We start from the raw sequence: 17,805 nt of genomic DNA, 5'->3' as shown, positions 1-17,805 counted from the left end.
GGATTGCTGACGATCAGTCCGTCACTCAGGGTGAGGTATCCATCACCGTTGCGTCCACCCCATGCGCCCAGCTTCCCCCAAGATCCCGCAGCTTTCCCTTTCCTCCTCGTCCCCACTGCCGCCTGACAGCCCGTCCGATCGGCCGCTGTCACCCCGATCGCCGGATCTGTCCTCCAGCGGATACCCATCGTCTCCGTCCCTGTCCCCCTCGTCCAGAGGCTGGTCCAAGCAGCTCACAGCCAGCCACAAGACACCGACGTCCCCGAGGGCATCCCATTCCAGCTTCCGGCCGAAGTCGGTGCAGCCCCAACCCGACAGGGCGGATGGTCAGGTGCTGGTGGACAGTCCTTCGTCCTTCAAGTTGCCCAAGCCCAGTACGGCCAACCTCGCATCGTCCGAGCGAGGACCGGTTTCCCCCCGGTTCATCCCGAACGATGCGCGCCGATCGCCGGTACCCAAGTTCAATCTGTCCAACGACCTCGAGTCCATGCCCGAGCTGCCTCCGCTACCGAGCTCGTCGCCCTTGCATTCGGAGCCCACCAACGAGACACCAGAAGATGCCGATGTGGAAGGGGAGATCTACATCGAGATACTGGTACGCGAGCAATACGAGATCGTGGAACTGCCGGATGGTGACGCTGGCTCAAGCAACGCGTTGCCTGATGACGATGTGCCCAAACACATCGCTCAATGGCCATCCAGCCCCCGGACGCCTGGCAGCGGACCTGTACAGCGCAGCCCGTTTTTGAGGTCAAAGCCCCAAGACCCTCTAAAGTAAACGGCGGGCTGGCTGTGCAGTCAGGTCGCCACCATCGGCCGCATCTGCCGCGAGGCGGCCCACACGCTCAGGGCCATGGCGCTGCCCAGCACCACCAGCCCCACCCAGTGCAGCTGCAGCATCTGGCCGCCGGCGATCATCACCCCGCCCAGGGCGGCGCCCATGGCCTGACCGCCGTACATGGCCGAGGTGTTCAGGGCCACCGTGGCCGAGGCCAGTGACGGTGACAGCTGCACCAGCCGGGCCTGCTGGGCCGAGTTGGCCGAGAAGCAGCCCAGAGCCCAGGGCACCAGCACCAGGGCCTGCTGCCAGATGCCCAGTCGGCCCAGCGGCCACAGCAGCAGACACACCGCCATCGAACCCAGGGTGAGCAGCACCGCGCGCGGCGCGCCGATGCGGTCGATCCAGCGCGAGAGCATCACGTTGCCCAGCAGGCCGAAGGCGCCGAACCACAGGAACATCAGCGACAGGCTGCCTCCGCTCAGGCCCAGGGTCTGCAGCAGGTAGGGCGCAAAGTACGAGAACAGGGTGAACTGGCCGAAGGCCGAGAGCAGGGTGACGCCCACGGCCATCATGAGGGCCGACGAGCCCAGCGTGGCGCCCCAGGCCTGGCGCGACAGGGCGGCCGGCTTCACGCCATCCGGCATGGCCCGCCACACCCAGGCCGCGCTCAGCAGGGCCAGCACCCCCACCAGGCCGAAGGCCCAGCGCCAGCCCAGCGTCCCGCCGATGAAGGCCGAGAGCGGCATGCCCATGACGGACGCCACCGACCAGCCCAGAAAGATGAAGGTGATGGCCCGCCCGCGCTGGTGCGGCTCCACCAGCAGGCCCACACTGGCGGCCGCCTGCGGTGTGAAGATGGCCGGCGACACCACCGCCAGCACCCGCAGCACCAGCAGCACCGGGTAGCTGGGCGCCAGCGCGCAGGCCAGCGTGAGCAGACCGTACCAGACCAGCGAGAGCGCCAGCAGCCGCCGCCGGTCCCAGCCGGCCACCAGGCTGGCGAACAAGGGTGCACCCACCCCCATGAGGATGGCCGCTGCAGTGATCAGCTGACCCGCCTTGGGGATGGACACGCCCAGCGAGTGGCTGATGTCGGTGAGCGTGCCCGGCACCACCATCACGCCGGTGCCGATCACGAAATTGCCCACCATCAGCGCCCAGAGGACGGGGGGCAGCGGGGTGCGTTCGGCGGTGGTCGTGGCGGACATGGGCCCGAGTGTCGGGCATCAGGGTTGACCCGGGGGTGCTGCGGGTGACACGGCGTCAGCCGATCCCGCCCGGAAACGCCCACAACAGACCCGACGTCATCACCACATACCGCCCCAGCTTGCCCACCGCCATGTAGGCCACGCACGGCCAGAACGGCAGGCGCAGCCAGCCGGCCACGGCGCACAGCGGGTCGCCCACCACCGGCAGCCAGCTCAGCAGGCAGGCCTTGGGCCCGAATCGGCGCAGCCAGGCCAGGGCGCGCAGTTCGCCGGCGCTGCGCTCGCTTCCCCGGGCGCGGTCCACGGCCTTGTGGGCGCCCAGCCCCATGGCCCAGCTCACCGCGCCCCCCAGCGTGTTGCCGGCGGTGGCCACCAGGATGGCCGGCCAGAAGAGCTCGGGGTTGAGCTTGATCAGGCCGAACACCGCCGGCTCCGATCCCATGGGCAGCAGGGTGGCCGATACGAAGGCCACCACAAAGACGGTGCTCAGGCCGACCTCGGGCAGGGCCAGCCATTGCATGAACGGAGTGAACCAGGTGGGCATGGGTCGCGCATTGTAGGAAGCCGGTGCAGATCTGCGCAGCTCCGGGGTGCTCAAAAAGTGGGCAGTACAATGCGCCCTTCGCCGGCCGGCATTGCGGGCCGCCCCCGCCCGACCACCGCCCCTCGCCCTCCCCCGACCCGCCATGCAGATCGGCCCCTACGCCTTGCCGAACGCGCTGTTCGTCGCCCCCATGGCGGGCGTGACCGACCGGCCGTTCCGCAAGCTGTGCAAGCGGCTGGGTGCCGGGTATGCGGTCAGCGAGATGGTGACCAGCCGCCCGGACCTGCAGGACAGCCTCAAGACCTCGCGCCGCGCCAACCACGACGGCGAGGCCGCGCCGATCGCGGTGCAGATCGCCGGCACCGACGCCGAGATGATGGCCGACGCCGCCCGCTACAACATCGACCGCGGGGCGCAGATCATCGACATCAACATGGGCTGCCCCGCCAAGAAGGTGTGCAACAAGTGGGCCGGCTCGGCCCTGATGCAGGACGAGGCCCTGGCCGTGCAGATCGTGGAGTCGGTGGTGGCCGCCTGCGCGCCGCACGGCGTGCCGGTCACGCTCAAGATGCGCACCGGCTGGTGCCAGTCGGTGCGCAATGCGCCCACGCTGGCCCTGGCGGCCGAATCCGCCGGGGTGCAGATGCTCACCGTGCACGGCCGCACGCGCGAGCAGGGCTACAAGGGCCAGGCCGAGCACGACACCGTGGCCCACATCAAGAGCGTGTTGCGCATCCCGGTGGTGGCCAACGGCGACATCGACTCGCCCGAGCGGGCGCGCGAGGTGCTGCGGCACACCGGCGCCGATGCGCTCATGATCGGTCGCGCAGCCCAGGGCCGGCCCTGGATCTTTCGCGAGATCGCCCATTTCCTGGCGACCGGTCAGCACCTGCCGCCGCCGGAGCTGACCGAGGTGCGTCCGTGGCTGCTGGACCACCTGCACGACCACTACGACCTGTACGGCGAGTTCACCGGCGTGCGCAGCGCCCGCAAGCATCTGGGCTGGTATGTGCGCTCGCTGCCGGTGGCGCCGGCCGAAGCCGACGCCTTCCGGCACCTCATCAACCGCACCACCACCATCGACGAGCAGCTGCAGGCGGTGTGCCACAGCTTCGACGCCTGGCAGGCGGGTGCGTCCATCCTCCCCTGGAAACTGGCTGCATGAAAAAGAACAACCTGCACGATTGCGTGCGCTCCAGCCTGGAGGGCTACTTCCAGGACCTCGACGGCACCGAGCCGGCCCACCTCTACGACATGCTGGTCAAGGCGGTGGAGCGGCCGCTGCTCGAGGTGGTGATGGAGCAGGCCCAGCACAACCAGTCGCGTGCCGCGCAATGGCTGGGCCTGAACCGCAACACCCTGCGCAAGAAACTGGTCGAACACGGCCTCATCGACTGAATTTCCATCACATCCACCCTTCCCATGCGCGCACTCATCTCCGTCTCCGACAAGACCGGCATCGTCGAACTCGCCCAGGCCCTGCACCGCCTCGGCGTGTCCCTGATCTCCACCGGCGGCACCGCCCGGTTGCTGGCCGACCAGGGCCTGCCGGTCACCGAAGTGGCCGAGGTCACCGGCTTCCCTGAAATGCTGGACGGCCGTGTCAAGACGCTGCACCCCAAGGTGCACGGCGGCCTGCTGGCCCGGCGCGATCTGCCCGAGCACATGGCCGCGCTGCAGGCCCACGGCATCGCCACCATCGACCTGCTGGTGGTCAACCTCTACCCGTTCGAGGCCACCGTGGCCAAGGCCGGCTGCACGCTGGACGACGCGATCGAGAACATCGACATCGGCGGTCCGGCCATGGTGCGCAGCGCGGCCAAGAACTGGAAGGACGTGGCGGTGCTGACCGATGCCTCGCAGTACGCCGGTGTCGTGGAAGAGCTGCAGGCGCACGGCAAGCTCTCGCTCAAGACCCGTTTCGCCCTGTCGGTGGCAGCGTTCAATCGCATCAGCAACTACGACGCCGCCATCAGCGACTACCTGTCGGCCATCGAATTCGACGAAACGGCAGCGGTGCCCCAGCGCAGCGAATACCCCGCTCAGGCCAACGGCCGCTTCGTCAAGCTGCAGGACCTGCGCTACGGCGAGAACCCGCACCAGACGGCGGCGTTCTACCGCGACCTGCACCCGGCGCCCGGCTCGCTGGTCACTGCCCGCCAGCTGCAGGGCAAGGAACTGTCCTACAACAACATCGCCGACGCCGATGCCGCGTGGGAGTGCGTCAAGAGCTTCGAAGCGCCCGCCTGCGTCATCGTCAAGCACGCCAACCCCTGCGGCGTGGCCGTGGGCGCAGACCCGCTGCAGGCCTACAGCAAGGCCTTCCAGACCGATCCGACCAGCGCCTTCGGCGGCATCATTGCCTTCAACCGCCCGCTGGACAAGGCGGCGGCCGAGGCCGTGAGCAAGCAGTTCGTGGAAGTGCTGATGGCCCCCGGCTACTCGGCCGAGGCGCTGGAGGTGTTCAAGTCCAAGGTGAATGTGCGCGTGCTCGAGATCGCGCTGCCCCCGGGTGGCGCCACCGCCTGGGAGCGGGGCCTGAACCTCAGCGACATCAAGCGCATCGGCTCGGGCCTGCTGATCCAGAGCGCCGACAACCATGTGCTGCAGCGCGCCGACCTGAAGGTGGTGACCAAGCTGCAGCCCACCGAACAGCAGCTCGATGACCTGATGTTCGCCTGGAAGGTGGCCAAGTTCGTCAAGAGCAACGCCATCGTCTTCTGCAAGGACGGCATGACGATGGGCGTGGGCGCCGGCCAGATGAGTCGCCTGGATTCGGCCCGCATCGCCAGCATCAAGGCCGGCCACGCGAAGCTCACGCTGCAGGGCACGGCCGTGGCCAGCGACGCCTTCTTCCCGTTCCGCGACGGCCTGGACGTGGTGGTGGATGCCGGCGCCAGCTGCGTCATCCAGCCGGGCGGCTCGATGCGCGATCAGGAAGTGATAGCCGCCGCGGACGAGCGCGGCGTGGTGATGGTCTTCTCAGGCGTGCGCCACTTCAGGCATTGAACTGCTTGAAGATCTCGCGGGCGGCCGAGACGGTGTCCGCGATGTCCTGCTCGGTATGGGCCGCGCTCACGAAGCCGGCCTCGTACAGCGCCGGGGCGATGTAGATGCCGCGGTCCAGCAGACCGTGGAACAGGGCATTGAACTTCGCACCGTCGGTGGTCATGACGGTGGGGTAGTTCTGCGGCAGCTCGGGCAGCAGGAAGAAGCCGAACATGCCGCCTTCGCTGTCGCCGCAGAACGGCACGCCTTCGGCATCGGCCGCGGCCTTCAGCCCCTCGACCAGCGAGCGCGTGCGCTGGCCCAGCGCCTCGTAGAAACCGGGTTTGCGGATCTCGGCCAGGGTGGCCAGGCCGCAGGCGGTGGCCACCGGGTTGCCCGAGAGGGTGCCGGCCTGGTACACCCCGCCCAAGGGGGCGAGCTGCTCCATCACGGCGCGCTTGGCGCCGAACGCTGCCAGCGGCATGCCGCCTCCGATCACCTTGCCCATCACCGTCATGTCGGGCTCGAAGCCGGGGATCAGCTTCGCGTAGACGCTCTGGGCGCCGCCCAGGGCCACACGGAAGCCGGTCATGACTTCATCGAAGGCCAGCAGGGCGCCGTGCTGCGTGCACAGCTCGCGGCAACGTTTCACGAAGGGCACGCTGGCCCGCACGAAATTCATGTTGCCGGCGATCGGCTCGATCATCAGGCAGGCGATGTCGCTGCCGTGTTCGGCAAAGGCTTCTTCCAGCTGGGCGATGTCGTTGTACTCGAGCACCAGCGTGTGCTGCACCACCTCGGGCGGCACGCCGGAGCTGGTGGGGTGGCCGAAGGTCGCCAGGCCGGAGCCGGCCTTGACCAGCAGCGCGTCGGCATGGCCGTGGTAACAGCCGTTGAACTTGATGATCTTCTTGCGGCCGGTGGCGCCGCGCGCCAGGCGGATGGCGCTCATGCCGGCTTCGGTGCCGGATGACACCAGGCGCACCATCTCGATGCTCGGCACGATGTCCACGATGGCCTGGGCCAGCTCCACTTCGCGCTCGGTCGGGGCGCCGTAGGAGAAGCCTTCCAGCACGGCCTTCTGCACCGCTTCCACCACGGCCGGATGGCCATGGCCCAGGATCATCGGCCCCCAGGAGCCGATGTAGTCGATGTAGCGCTGACCGTTGGCGTCCCAGAAGTAGGCGCCCTGGGCTTTCTGCACGAAGCGGGGGGTGCCGCCCACCGCACGGAAGGCGCGCACCGGCGAATTGACGCCGCCGGGGATCAGGGTCTTGGCACGGTCGAACAGGATCTGGTTGCGGTCGGTCATGGCGGGTAGGGAGGTGGCGTTCTGCTCAATGGCGGGTGGTGTCGAGCGGGAAATCGTCGGCATCCAGGGTGCTGTCGGTGCCGGCGTCCTGCTGCGGATCGGCGGCATCGTCGTCGGGTTCGTCTTCGTGGGCCCAGAACAGGCGGTCCGGCACGGCGTGCCCCATGCCGGGCTGGAAACCGGCGTCCAGGCACTGGTCGAGGTAGGTCAGGGCTTCGGCGCAGGCCGACTGCAGGTCGGCACCGCCACCGATCAAGGCGCACAGCGCGGCCGACAAGGTGTCGCCGGCTCCGCTGAAGGTGGCCTCGAAGCGTTCGTACCGGGCGCTGGCCAGCACCGACTCGGGCGATGCCAGGTGGCTTTCCAGGTGCTGGTCGGCCGCGTTGAAGCCGGTCACCAGCGTGTAGGGCACGCCGTGGACGGCGGCGGCGCGGGCGATCTCGCGGGCGTTCGGCGGGCGGTCACCTTCCCATTCGGGCAGCAGCCACCGGCACAGGGTGCTGTGGTTGCCCACCAGGACCGTGGTCTGGGGCAGCAGCAGTTCGGTGAAGGCGTCCAGGTAGGTGTCGATCGCCATCTCGTCCCACCAGGACAGGTCGGGCATGTAGGCCACCACCGGCACGTCGGTGTAGTCGCTGGTGATGCCGGCAATGGCGCTGAGGTTCTCGGGCGTGCCCACGAACCCCACCTTGAAGGCCTGCACCGGCATGTCCTCCAGCGCGCAGCGGGCCTGGTCGACCACCGCTTCCTCGTCGAAGGCGATGTGATCGTGCACCTCGCTGGTGTCCCGCACATAGGCACCGGTGACCACCGACAGCACATGCACCGAAGCGCTGCTCATGGCGGTGAGGTCGGCGCTCAGGCCGCCGGCACCGCTGGGGTCGTTGGCATTGAAGACCAGCACGCAGGGAAGGGAGGCGGGCGGGTGGCTGTCGTCGCGGGGGGAATCGGGAGGGGTTTCGGGCATGGCTCGCAACGTGCATCCGGCAAGGGGGTTCGCGTTCACCAGGAGGCTGTCCATTCACCCGGAATCAGCGGCCGTGCATCGGATTTCCCCGGGGCGTGGACCGTCGTGGTGCGCCGATACAATCGCGCCATTCTACGATAGGGCTTCTGACCAAATGACCGACAACAAGACCTGGATGTGCCTGATCTGCGGCTGGATCTACGACGAAGCCGCCGGCGCACCCGAGCACGGCATCGCCCCCGGCACCGCCTGGGCCGATGTCCCCATGAACTGGACCTGCCCCGAGTGTGGCGCCCGCAAGGAAGACTTCGAGATGGTGCAGATCTGACCTGTCGTCGGCGCACCACGGCCCTGGTAAGTCAGGGTGGCTATCTCGTTAACATGACCGCTACATTTGCGCGATCCGGCCGATCCCAGTCCTGACGGTCCAACATCCGGGAGTCCTCGCACCGTGAGCAACGCAGCGCCCTTGAAGGTCCTTGTCGTCGACGACAGCAACACCATCCGCCGCAGTGCCGAGATCTTCCTCAAGCAGGGAGGTCACGAGGTCCTTCTGGCCGAAGACGGGTTCGACGCCCTGGCCAAGATCAACGACTACCAGCCCGACCTGATCTTCTGCGACATCCTCATGCCGCGGCTGGACGGCTACCAGACCTGCGCCATCATCAAGCGCAATGCGCGCTTTGCCGGCATTCCGGTGGTCATGCTGTCGTCCAAGGACGGCGTGTTCGACAAGGCGCGCGGCCGCATGGTCGGATCCCAGGACTACCTCACCAAACCCTTCACCAAAGACCAGCTGCTGCAAGCGGTGCAGCAGTTCGGGTCCAACCTCACCGGAGTCGCTTGATGGCCACTGCACCGACCCCCATTCGCAAGATCCTCGTCGTGGACGACTCCAAGACCGAGCTGATGTTCCTCTCGGACCTGCTGGGAAAAAATGGCTACACCGTCTGTACCGCCGAGAACGCGGAGGCTGCCTTTGGTCAGCTTGACGCCGAAAAGCCCGACCTCATCCTGATGGACGTCGTCATGCCCAACCAGAATGGCTACCAGGCGACCCGGGCGATCAGCAAGGACCCGAAGTACGCGCACATCCCCATCATCATGTGCACCAGCAAGAGCCTGGAGACCGACCGGGTGTGGGGCATGCGCCAGGGAGCGCGTGACTACGTCACCAAACCCGTGAACGCCGAAGAGCTCCTCTCCAAGATCGCCGCGATTGCCAAAGGCGACAACCCCAAGACCTGACACCCCAAGTACCCCCGCCCAGCATGGCCAAACGACAGTCGCTCAAGGAGTTGCAGGAAAGGCTGGCAGAGCGTCTGACGGTCGCCCGGTCCGAGGCCGTGGCAGCCACCTGGCTGGCCATCGAGGCCGGCGGCCGCCGGTTCCTGTTGCCGCTGGTGCAGTCCGGGGAGATCTTTCCGCTGGCGCCGATCCAGCGGGTGCCCTACACCAAGGACTGGTTCGTGGGCGTGGCCAACCTGCGGGGCGGACTCAACGGCGTCATCGACCTGGCGCACCTGATGGGCCTGGGCTCCTCGGCCGGCACGTCGGACCGGACCACGTCCGAGTCGCGCCTGGTGAGCCTGCATGCCGCCCTGGGCCTGAATGCCGTGCTGTGGATCGATCGCCTGCTGGGTCTGCGCAGCCCGGGCCAGTTCGCGGCCATCGAGGATCGCAGCCCGGACGATCCGCCGTTCATCACGCGTGCCCTGGTGGATGGCCAGGGTCAACGCTGGCACGAAATCGATCTGCAGCAGCTGGTCAGCGAACCCGGGTTCCTCCTGATCGCTGCCTGAGGGCTTGGCCCGTCTGCACTACGTCATCCGTTATTTCTCAGGGAAGGTGATTACATGGCCGCGCTTGACCGATTCCAGGGTCTTTTCAAGAAGAAACCGGCTGACGAGCCCGACTTGTCCACCGTGACCGACCAGGACGTGGCCGAGCTGGCAGCCGCCCGTCTGGCTCCCACGGACGATGCGCCCTTCGGTGCCGTGGACCTCAGTCCGGACGACGAGCAGCTGCTCGCCGGGGGCGGACTGGTGTCGGTGCCGCTGCTGGGCCGCAAGCCGGCCGAACAGCACCAGCGAACCCTGGCCGTGCTGCTGGCCTTCGGTCTGGTGGTGCTGGGTGCCATCACCTTCTTCGTGCTGAGCCAGACCGAAAAGATCGGTCAGCAGGTGGCCACCAGCGGTCAGGCCCTGATGCAGTCGCAGCGACTGGCCAAGAGCGTGTCCCAGGCGCTGGTGGGCAGCCCGTCGGCCTTTGCCGAGGTGCAGGACAGCATCAGCGTGCTCACCCGCAGCGTGCGGGGCCTGAAGCAGGGCGACGGCGACATGGCGCTCGACGCCCTGAGTGCCGAATACAGTGCCCAGCTCGATACCCTGCTGCCCAAGGTGGACCAGGCCGAAGCCAACGCCCGCACCGTGCTGGCCCAGCAGGCCATCCTGACCCAGGTGGGCAACGCACTGCGCACCGTCAACCGCGAGTCGTCCGACCTGCTGGAGATCGCCGAGACCATCTCCTCGCTCAAGCTGCAGCAGAACGCGCCGGCCGCCGAGATCTCGGCGGCGGGCCAGCTGGTGATGCTGACCCAGCGCATCGGCAAGTCGGCCAACGAGTTCCTGACCGCCGAAGGCGTGAGCCCGGAGGCCGTGTTCCTGCTGGGCAAGGACCTCAACACCTTCAAGGAGATTTCCGAGGGTCTGCTCAAGGGCAGCGAGGAGCTGCGCCTGCGTCCCGCCACCGACGAGCAGGTCAAGGAGCGCCTGAACGCGCTGTTGCAGCGCTACGAACAGACCCGCACCGAAGCCGGCGCCATCCTGGGCAACCTGCAGGGCCTGGTGTCGGCCCGCGAGGCCCAGGTGGGCATCGTCAACGAGAGCGAGCCGCTGCGGCTGGGCCTGCAGCAGCTGCAGGAGAGCCTGTCGTCGCGCTCGGGTCTGGGCGGTACCGAATTCGCCGCACTGCTGATCTCGGCCACCTTTGCCCTGTTGTGCGCGGCCGGTCTGGCCTATGTGCAGCTGCAGGACAGCCGGCAGCGCCAGCTCGTGGCCGAAGCCCAGCGGCTCGCCGCCGAGGCGCAGGAGCAGGACGCCAAACGCATCAACGACGCCAACCAGGCGGCCATTCTGCGGCTCATGAACGAACTCCAGACGGTGGCCGAAGGCGACCTGACCCAGGAAGCCACCGTGACCGAGGACATCACCGGCGCCATCGCCGACTCGGTGAACTACACGGTGGAAGAACTGCGATCGCTGGTGGGCAACGTGCAGGCCACGGCCACCCGGGTGGCGCAGACCACCTCGGCGGTGGAAGCCACCTCCACCGAGCTGCTGGCGGCCTCCACCGAACAGCTGCGCGAGATCCGCGAAACCGGTCAGTCGGTGCTGGACATGGCGCAGCGCATCAACCAGGTGTCCGGTCAGGCGCAGGAGTCGGCCCAGGTGGCGCGGGCCTCGCTGCAGGCCGCCGAATCCGGTCTGCAGGCCGTGCAGGACGCCATCGGCGGCATGAACGCCATCCGCGACCAGATCCAGGAAACCTCCAAGCGGATCAAGCGGCTGGGCGAATCGTCCCAGGAGATCGGCGAGATCACCGAACTGATCTCCGACATCACCGAACAGACCAACGTGCTGGCCCTGAACGCCGCCATCCAGGCAGCGTCTGCCGGTGAAGCCGGTCGCGGCTTCTCGGTGGTGGCGGAAGAAGTGCAGCGTCTGGCAGAGCGTTCCGCCGATGCCACGCGCCAGATTGCCGCGCTGGTGAAGGCCATCCAGACCGACACCCAGGACGCCGTGGCCGCCATGGAGCGCTCCACCCAGGGTGTGGTGGAAGGGGCCAAGCTGTCGGACAACGCCGGTACCGCACTGTCCGAGATCGACCGCGTGTCGCGCCGACTGGCCGAGCTGATCGAGCAGATTTCCGATGCCGCGTCCCGCGAGGCCGATTCGGCCAACGAGGTGGCCGGCAACATCCAGCACATCTTTGCCGTGACCGAGCAGACCGGTGAAGGCACCCGTTCCACGGCCCAGCAGGTGCGTGAACTGTCCGCCATGGCGGAAGAACTTCGCCAGTCCGTGGCGCGTTTCAAGATCGCCTGAGACCCGCCGCTCGACCCCCTCCCGCCAGCCCACCACGGACGCCCATGCTTGACCCCGTCACCGACAGCGCACCGAAGGACAGCCCCGATGCAGACCTGGGGCCGCTGGCCTGGGTGTTCGAGGAGCTCCGCAAATCGCTCGATGCCGCCAACAAGGCCATCCGCCGGTTCCTGAGGGACCACGAACAGGCGCGCCAGGGCGATCTGGAGCTGGCCGATCCCGCTTCGCTGCGGCTGGCCCGGCAGCAGATCCACCAGGCGGTGGGTGCCCTGGAGCTGGTCGGGCTCAGTGCCCCGGCCCAGGTGTTGCGCGGCATGGAGGCTGCCGTGCAGCGCTTCGTGCAGCGCCCCGACGCCTGCACGACCGATGCGGCAGCCCGGGTGGAGCGAGCCGGCTTTGCCTTGATCGAATACCTCGAGCGGGTCCTGCGTGGCCGGCAGCTGCCGGCCGTGGCCCTGTTTCCCCAGTACCGCGAGGTGCAGGAAGTTGCCGGCGCCGAGCGCATCCACCCGGCCGACCTCTGGCCGGCCGAGCATCGCGGCATCGAGCTGCCCGCGCCCGAGGGCGTGACCGGGCAACAGCCCAGCCCGACCTTGCGGTCCATGCTGGACCGGCTGGTGCTGCTGGTGGTCAAGACCCACAGCCCTGCATCGCTGCAGTCGCTGGCCCGTCTGTGTGCCGGTCTCTCGGCGGGTGCCACCGCGCCCCGGCAGCGCACCTTCTGGCGCGTCGCCGCGGGCTTCTTCGAAGCCCAGGCAGCGGGCCTGATCCCGGCCGACGTGCATGTGAAGCGGGCCACCTCCCGCGTGCTGCTGCAGTTCACCAGCCTCCAGCAGGGCAAGACCCAGGTGTCCGAAACCCTGCTGCACGACCTGCTCTTCTTCTGTGCCCAGGCCCAGGGTGCCGATGCAGCCCGCACACCCCAGCTGCACACGGTGCGTCAGGCCTATGGTCTGCAGGGGCTGGCGTCGGTCGACTACCAGCAGGCTTCGCTCGGCCGCTACGATCCGGCCATCCTGGCCCAGGCCCGCAAACGCATCCATGCCGCCAAGGAGACCTGGTCCCTGTTTGCCGGTGGAGACGCTGCCCGTGCCCGGCCTGCGCACGAGCAGATCGGCCTGATCGCCGATTCCCTGCTCAAGCTGCATCCTGCCAGCACCGCGCTGGCAGCATCCCTGGTGCGGGCCGCCGAGCACGCCGTCGCTTCGCCCACCGGCGTGAGCGCCGAACTGGCGATGGAGGTGGCCACGGTCACCCTGTACCTGGAAGCGGTGTTCGACGACTTCGACCCCGACGCCACCGAGCTGACCGAGCGCAGCCAGGCGTTGGCATCCCGCCTGGACGGTGCCATGTCCGGTGCGCCGGCCCAGCCGCTCGATGTCTGGATGGAGCAGCTCTACAGCCGGGTCAGCGACCGCCAGACCATGGGCAGTGTGGTGGGCGAACTCAAGGTCTCGCTGGGCGAGGCCGAGAAGGCGCTGGACCAGTTCTTCCGCGATCCCCAGGACAAGGCTGGCCTGCACGTGGCCGCCAGCCAGTTCGCGCAGATGCGTGGCGTGCTGTCGGTCCTGGGCCTTGATCAGGCGGTCCAGGCGGTGGCCCGAATGCGCACCTCGGTCGAGCAGATGATCGACACCGAGGTCGACGGGGTTCAGGCGCGCGCCGCCGGCACCTTCCAGCTGCTCGGCGACAACCTCAGTGCCCTGAGCTTCCTGGTGGACATGCTGAACTACCAGCCCACCCTGGCCCGCAAGCTCTTCGTGTTCGATGACCAGTCTGGCGAGCTCATGCCGGTGATGGGCCGGGTCGGTTCCGCCGACGTGGCCGGACCGTCGCCCGCCCAGGACGCGCTGGAGCTCAGCCAGGGGGTGCAGGAGGTGGTGGAGAGCGTGCAGGAAGGCACGCCGCTGGTCGACATCACCCAGGCGCTGGATCAGCTGGCCGAGCAGGCCTCGCTGGCCGATCAGCCGGCGGTGGCCCGGGCAGCGCGGGAGGCCGCGGACGCCGTGGTGGCCAACGATCCGTTGGCCGGAGCCCAGGCACTGGTGGATCTCAGCACGTCCACCGTCGTCAGCGCGCCGGTGCCGGCAGACACCGGCACCACCGCCGACGAGGTGGATGACGATGACCTGCTGGGCATCTTCCTGGAAGAGGCCCGTGAAGTGGTGGGCAACGGCCAGGAGGCCGTGGTCCAGCTGCGTGCTCAGGGCCGCGATCTGGAGCAGCTCACGACCCTGCGGCGCGCCTTTCACACCCTCAAGGGCAGTTCACGCATGGTGGGGCTGGGCGAGTTCGGAGATGCAGCCTGGGCCATGGAGCAGCTGCTCAATGCCACGCTGGCCGAGCAACGCGCAGCCGGCAGCGATCTGCTCGACCTGTCGTCGCAGGCGCTGCAGGCCTTCGGCCAGTGGGCCGACGACATCGCAGCCGGCCGCACCTCGGTATGGACCGCAGACGCGTTCCGCCGCAGCGCAGAAGCCCTGCGCGACCAGTCGGCGCCGGTTCCGCTGGAGCCGATGCGCCAGACCCCCGCCGTCGAGACGGAGCAGCCCGACGACCCGTTGGTCGAGGTGATCGATCTCGACACCCAGCCCCTGCCCGACCTGCCGGCCGATCCGGTGCCCTTGCCCGAACTGGCGGACATCGATCTGGGCAGTCTCGAGGCCTTCGCCGATCCCGCACCCGCCGCGCCCGCTGCAACCGAACCCGAACCGCAGGCAAGGTCCGAGACGGCCGCGCCCGAGTCCATCTTTGCCTCGTACGACGACGCCGAATTCCTCGAGCCCGATCCGGTGGACGAGCCGGTGGCGGTGCCGGCAGTGACAGAGACGGTCGAGTTCGTCGAGTCCGTGGAGGCCATCGAGCTGAGCGGGGCGCCGATCGACACGCCCGAGCCGCAAGTCCTGCCGGACGAGCCGTCCGACGAGCAGGTTCGGGTCATCGGCCCGCTGCGCATCGGGCTCAAGCTGTTCAACGTGTATCTCAACGAGGCGGACGAGTGGTCCCGCCGCCTGAGCACCCTGCTGTCCGAATGGGCGCTGGAGAGCCATGAGCCGGTGCCGGACGCCGCCGAGGCCCTGGCCCATTCGCTGGCGGGCAGTTCGGCCACGGTCGGGTTCGACGGCCTGTCGCAGATGGCCCGCGCGCTGGAGCATGCCCTGGGCATGGTGGCCGCGCACCAGCAGGACGGCTTTGTCGCATCGACCTCGCTGGCGCGCCTGTTCGTCGATGCCGCCGAAGACATCCGGCGCCTTCTGCACCAGTTCGCGGCCGGATTCCTCAAGGAACCGGACGCCGGTCTGCTGGCCGCGGTGCGCGAGGCGGCCAGCCAGGCGCATCTGGGGGTGTCGTCCGATGGCATCACCGACACCGCCATCGAGGAAGCCGACGAACCCGCCACGGCACAGGAACCGGCGCAGCCGGTGCAGGCACCCGAATCCCCCCTGCCCACCGCCGTGCAGCCGGCCAGGCCGGTCCAGCGGCGGGCCGCTGCGGTGCAGGACATCGATGACGACATCGATGCCGTCGACACCATCGACGTCGATCTGTTCCCCATCTTCAGCGAGGAAGCCGACGAGTTGCTGCCCCAGCTCGCGGGCGCACTGCGGCAGTGGAGCGCCCGCCCGGACAACGCCAGTGCGCGGGCCGAGGTGCTGCGCAACCTGCACACGCTCAAGGGCAGTGCCCGGCTGGCGGGCGCGCTGCGCCTGGGCGAAATGGCCCACCGCATGGAAACCGTGGCCGAGCGGCTGGGCTCCGACGTGCAGCGCTCGACCGACATCGAGCCGCTGCAGGCAGCATTCGATGCCATCGTCGCCCGCTTCGATCAGCTGCGCCATCCCGAGGCCGCGCAGGACGTGCTGCAGACCGCGCCCGAGGGCGACACCTCGGCCCTGCCCGTGGCCGACGGGCTGGAGACCGAGCCTGAGGCGGCCACCGCCCCGCCGGCGCCGATCGCCACCGTCAGCACCAGCACCGGACTGACCGGCCTGACCACGCCGCAGGCGCCCGTGGCGCTGGCGGCCCGCAACCAGAGTGCGGTGCGCGTGCGCCCGGAGCTGCTGGACCGGCTGGTCAACCAGGCCGGCGAAGTGCTGATCACCCGGTCGCGCATGGAGTCCGAACTCGTGACCCTGCGGGCATCGCTCAAGGACCTCACCGGCAACCTCGATCGCCTGCGCCAGCAGCTGCGCGACATCGAACTGCAGGCCGAATCCCAGATGCAGTCCCGGCTGGCCCAGGCGCGCGACGCCGACCAGTCGTTCGATCCGCTGGAGTTCGACCGCTTCACCCGCGTGCAGGAACTCACCCGCATGATGGCCGAGTCGGTCAACGACGTGGCCACGGTGCAGCGCAACCTGCAGCGGGCGGTGGAATCGACCGAAGACAGCCTGGTCGCCCAGGCCCGTCAGACACGCGAACTCCAGCGCGACCTGCTGCGCACCCGCATGGTGGAGTTCGAGGGCATCTCCGAACGCCTTTACCGCGTGGTGCGGCAGGCCTCCAAGGAAACCGGCAAGCAGGTGCGGCTCGACATCACCGGCGGCAACATCGAGATGGACCGGGGCGTGCTCGACCGCATGACCGCATCGTTCGAACATCTGTTGCGCAACTGTGTTGTGCACGGCATCGAGGCGCCCGAGGTGCGTGCGGCACGGGGCAAGCCTGCCGAGGGCCGGATCGAGATCACGCTCACCCAGGAACTCAACGATGTGTCGGTGGTGTTTGCCGATGACGGCAACGGCCTCGACCTGGACCGCCTGCGCGAAAAGGGAATGGCCGCCGGCCTGATCGACGACAGCGTGCCGGCGGCCGATCCGCGCGTGGCCCAGCTGGTGTTCGAGCCTGGCATCAGCACGGCGCAGAGCGTGTCGGAACTGGCGGGCCGGGGCATCGGCATGGATGTGGTGCGCAGCGATGTCGTGGGCCTGGGTGGTCGGGTGGAGACCGCCAGCCGTGCCGGCGAAGGGACGCGTTTCACGCTGGTGCTGCCCCTGACCACGGCGGTCACGCAGGTGGTCATGCTGCGCGCGGGTGACCAGACGGTGGGTGTGCCCTCCAACCTGGTCGAACTGGTGCGGCGGGTGTCGGCGGCCGAACTGGAAGCTGCCTATGCCAGCGGCCAGATGGACTACGCCGGCGAGTCGGTGCCGTTCTACTGGTCCGGTGCCCTGTTGCAGGCCTCTGCGGCCTCCACGGAGACCCAGGGCCGCACCTTGCCGGTGGTCATCTTCCGCAGTGCGGCCCAGCGGGTGGCGGTCCATGTGGACGAGGTGCTCGGCAGCCAGGAAGTCGTGGTGAAGAACCTGGGTGCTCAGCTCTCGCGCCTGCCCGGCCTGGCCGGCATGTCGGTGCTGGCGTCCGGCGCGGTGGTGCTGATCTACAACCCGGTGGCCCTGTCCACCGTGTACGGCGAGCAGGTGCGTGGCTGGGTGGCTGCAAGGCTGGCCGCCCCGGCAGCGGGCGGACCCGCAGGCAGCGCGTCCGACGCGGTGGTGGCCGGCGTGCCGCTGGTGCTGGTGGTGGACGATTCCATCACCGTGCGCCGGGTCACGCAGCGCATGCTGCAGCGCGAGGGCTACCGCGTGGCGCTGGCCGCCGATGGCCTGCAGGCACTGGAGCGGCTGCAGGCCGAGCGGCCCGCGGTGGTGCTGTCGGACATCGAGATGCCGCGCATGGACGGTTTCGACCTGGTGCGCAACATCCGCAACGACCCGTCCCTCAAGGGCCTGCCGGTGATCATGATCACCTCGCGCATTGCCGAGAAGCACCGCGACCACGCACGGGAACTCGGCGTGGACCACTACCTGGGCAAGCCCTACGCCGAAGACGATCTGCTGGCCCTGGTGGCCCGCTACGCCCACGCGCCGGCCGAGGCCGGCTGACCGGAGCCGGGTGG

13 protein-coding genes are annotated in these 17,805 nt (G+C 68.6%); 9 read left to right on the top strand and 4 right to left on the bottom strand.

Translation table 11 applies throughout. The annotated features are described in order from the left end of the window. Positions 1-798: 798 nt before the first annotated feature. On the bottom strand, positions 799-1,989 hold the full coding sequence (locus tag CAP38_RS09840) for an MFS transporter (protein WP_086121237.1): 1,191 nt from the start codon (positions 1,987-1,989) through the stop codon (positions 799-801). A 55-nt stretch (positions 1,990-2,044) separates the two neighbouring features. Continuing rightward, complete coding sequence (locus tag CAP38_RS09835; protein WP_086121236.1) at positions 2,045-2,533, bottom strand: YqaA family protein; 489 nt, start codon at positions 2,531-2,533, stop codon at positions 2,045-2,047. A gap of 142 nt (positions 2,534-2,675) precedes the next feature. Between CAP38_RS09835 and dusB the strand changes: the two genes are divergently transcribed. From dusB to purH, 3 genes are read left to right on the top strand one after another with little or no spacing between them, the layout of a single operon-like run. Continuing rightward, positions 2,676-3,698, top strand: coding sequence for a tRNA dihydrouridine synthase DusB (gene dusB, locus CAP38_RS09830; RefSeq protein ID WP_086121235.1), 1,023 nt, complete (start codon positions 2,676-2,678; stop codon positions 3,696-3,698). Then, complete coding sequence (locus CAP38_RS09825; protein ID WP_086121234.1) at positions 3,695-3,931, top strand: Fis family transcriptional regulator; 237 nt, start codon at positions 3,695-3,697, stop codon at positions 3,929-3,931. Before dusB ends, CAP38_RS09825 begins: the two co-directional genes overlap by 4 nt. A gap of 24 nt (positions 3,932-3,955) precedes the next feature. Then, positions 3,956-5,542, top strand: coding sequence for a bifunctional phosphoribosylaminoimidazolecarboxamide formyltransferase/IMP cyclohydrolase (gene purH / locus CAP38_RS09820; protein WP_086121233.1), 1,587 nt, complete (start codon positions 3,956-3,958; stop codon positions 5,540-5,542). On the opposite strand, the gene hemL is transcribed toward purH, so the two are convergent. Both hemL and CAP38_RS09810 read right to left on the bottom strand, forming a co-directional pair. After that, positions 5,532-6,833 carry a glutamate-1-semialdehyde 2,1-aminomutase gene (hemL, locus tag CAP38_RS09815; protein WP_086121232.1) on the bottom strand — a complete coding sequence of 434 codons (1,302 nt, stop codon included), beginning with the start codon at positions 6,831-6,833 and terminating at the stop codon, positions 5,532-5,534. The two genes, purH and hemL, sit on opposite strands and share 11 nt — an antisense overlap. A 25-nt stretch (positions 6,834-6,858) precedes the next feature. Further along, positions 6,859-7,800 (bottom strand): bifunctional hydroxymethylpyrimidine kinase/phosphomethylpyrimidine kinase, encoded by a 942-nt coding sequence (locus CAP38_RS09810; RefSeq protein ID WP_086121231.1) that lies wholly within the window; start codon positions 7,798-7,800, stop codon positions 6,859-6,861. A 154-nt stretch (positions 7,801-7,954) separates the two neighbouring features. On the opposite strand from CAP38_RS09810, the gene CAP38_RS09805 reads away from it, so the two are divergent. The 6 genes from CAP38_RS09805 to CAP38_RS09780 all read left to right on the top strand — a co-directional run bounded on the left by CAP38_RS09805 (position 7,955) and on the right by CAP38_RS09780 (position 17,791). Next, positions 7,955-8,128 carry a rubredoxin gene (locus tag CAP38_RS09805; RefSeq protein WP_086121230.1) on the top strand — a complete coding sequence of 58 codons (174 nt, stop codon included), beginning with the start codon at positions 7,955-7,957 and terminating at the stop codon, positions 8,126-8,128. A 123-nt stretch (positions 8,129-8,251) separates the two neighbouring features. After that, positions 8,252-8,647 (top strand): PleD family two-component system response regulator, encoded by a 396-nt coding sequence (locus CAP38_RS09800; protein WP_086121229.1) that lies wholly within the window; start codon positions 8,252-8,254, stop codon positions 8,645-8,647. Next, the gene (locus CAP38_RS09795; RefSeq protein ID WP_086121228.1) at positions 8,647-9,048 is read left to right on the top strand and encodes a PleD family two-component system response regulator; all 402 of its coding nucleotides are present in this window, start codon (positions 8,647-8,649) and stop codon (positions 9,046-9,048) included. The genes CAP38_RS09800 and CAP38_RS09795 overlap by 1 nt, the downstream gene beginning before the upstream one ends. 23 nt (positions 9,049-9,071) lie before the next feature. Further along, positions 9,072-9,602: a chemotaxis protein CheW gene (locus CAP38_RS09790; RefSeq protein ID WP_086121227.1), complete on the top strand. Its 531-nt coding sequence runs from the start codon at positions 9,072-9,074 to the stop codon at positions 9,600-9,602. A gap of 54 nt (positions 9,603-9,656) precedes the next feature. Beyond that, positions 9,657-11,906 (top strand): methyl-accepting chemotaxis protein, encoded by a 2,250-nt coding sequence (locus CAP38_RS09785; RefSeq protein ID WP_086121226.1) that lies wholly within the window; start codon positions 9,657-9,659, stop codon positions 11,904-11,906. 44 nt (positions 11,907-11,950) lie between these two features. Continuing rightward, positions 11,951-17,791 (top strand): Hpt domain-containing protein, encoded by a 5,841-nt coding sequence (locus tag CAP38_RS09780; protein ID WP_086121225.1) that lies wholly within the window; start codon positions 11,951-11,953, stop codon positions 17,789-17,791. Positions 17,792-17,805 lie beyond the last annotated feature (14 nt).

This window comes from Hydrogenophaga sp. IBVHS2 (assembly GCF_002127215.1).
Classification (GTDB): Bacteria; Pseudomonadota; Gammaproteobacteria; order Burkholderiales; family Burkholderiaceae_C; genus Hydrogenophaga.
This window is presented reverse-complemented; position numbering and strand designations above follow the sequence as displayed.

Coding starts and splice junctions, on each gene's coding strand:
- CAP38_RS09840 (WP_086121237.1), bottom strand. CDS start 1,989: ATGTCCGCCACGACCACCGCCGAACGCACCCCGCTGCCCCCCGTCCTC.
- CAP38_RS09835 (WP_086121236.1), bottom strand. CDS start 2,533: ATGCCCACCTGGTTCACTCCGTTCATGCAATGGCTGGCCCTGCCCGAG.
- dusB (WP_086121235.1), top strand. CDS start 2,676: ATGCAGATCGGCCCCTACGCCTTGCCGAACGCGCTGTTCGTCGCCCCC.
- CAP38_RS09825 (WP_086121234.1), top strand. CDS start 3,695: ATGAAAAAGAACAACCTGCACGATTGCGTGCGCTCCAGCCTGGAGGGC.
- purH (WP_086121233.1), top strand. CDS start 3,956: ATGCGCGCACTCATCTCCGTCTCCGACAAGACCGGCATCGTCGAACTC.
- hemL (WP_086121232.1), bottom strand. CDS start 6,833: ATGACCGACCGCAACCAGATCCTGTTCGACCGTGCCAAGACCCTGATC.
- CAP38_RS09810 (WP_086121231.1), bottom strand. CDS start 7,800: ATGCCCGAAACCCCTCCCGATTCCCCCCGCGACGACAGCCACCCGCCC.
- CAP38_RS09805 (WP_086121230.1), top strand. CDS start 7,955: ATGACCGACAACAAGACCTGGATGTGCCTGATCTGCGGCTGGATCTAC.
- CAP38_RS09795 (WP_086121228.1), top strand. CDS start 8,647: ATGGCCACTGCACCGACCCCCATTCGCAAGATCCTCGTCGTGGACGAC.
- CAP38_RS09790 (WP_086121227.1), top strand. CDS start 9,072: ATGGCCAAACGACAGTCGCTCAAGGAGTTGCAGGAAAGGCTGGCAGAG.
- CAP38_RS09785 (WP_086121226.1), top strand. CDS start 9,657: ATGGCCGCGCTTGACCGATTCCAGGGTCTTTTCAAGAAGAAACCGGCT.
- CAP38_RS09780 (WP_086121225.1), top strand. CDS start 11,951: ATGCTTGACCCCGTCACCGACAGCGCACCGAAGGACAGCCCCGATGCA.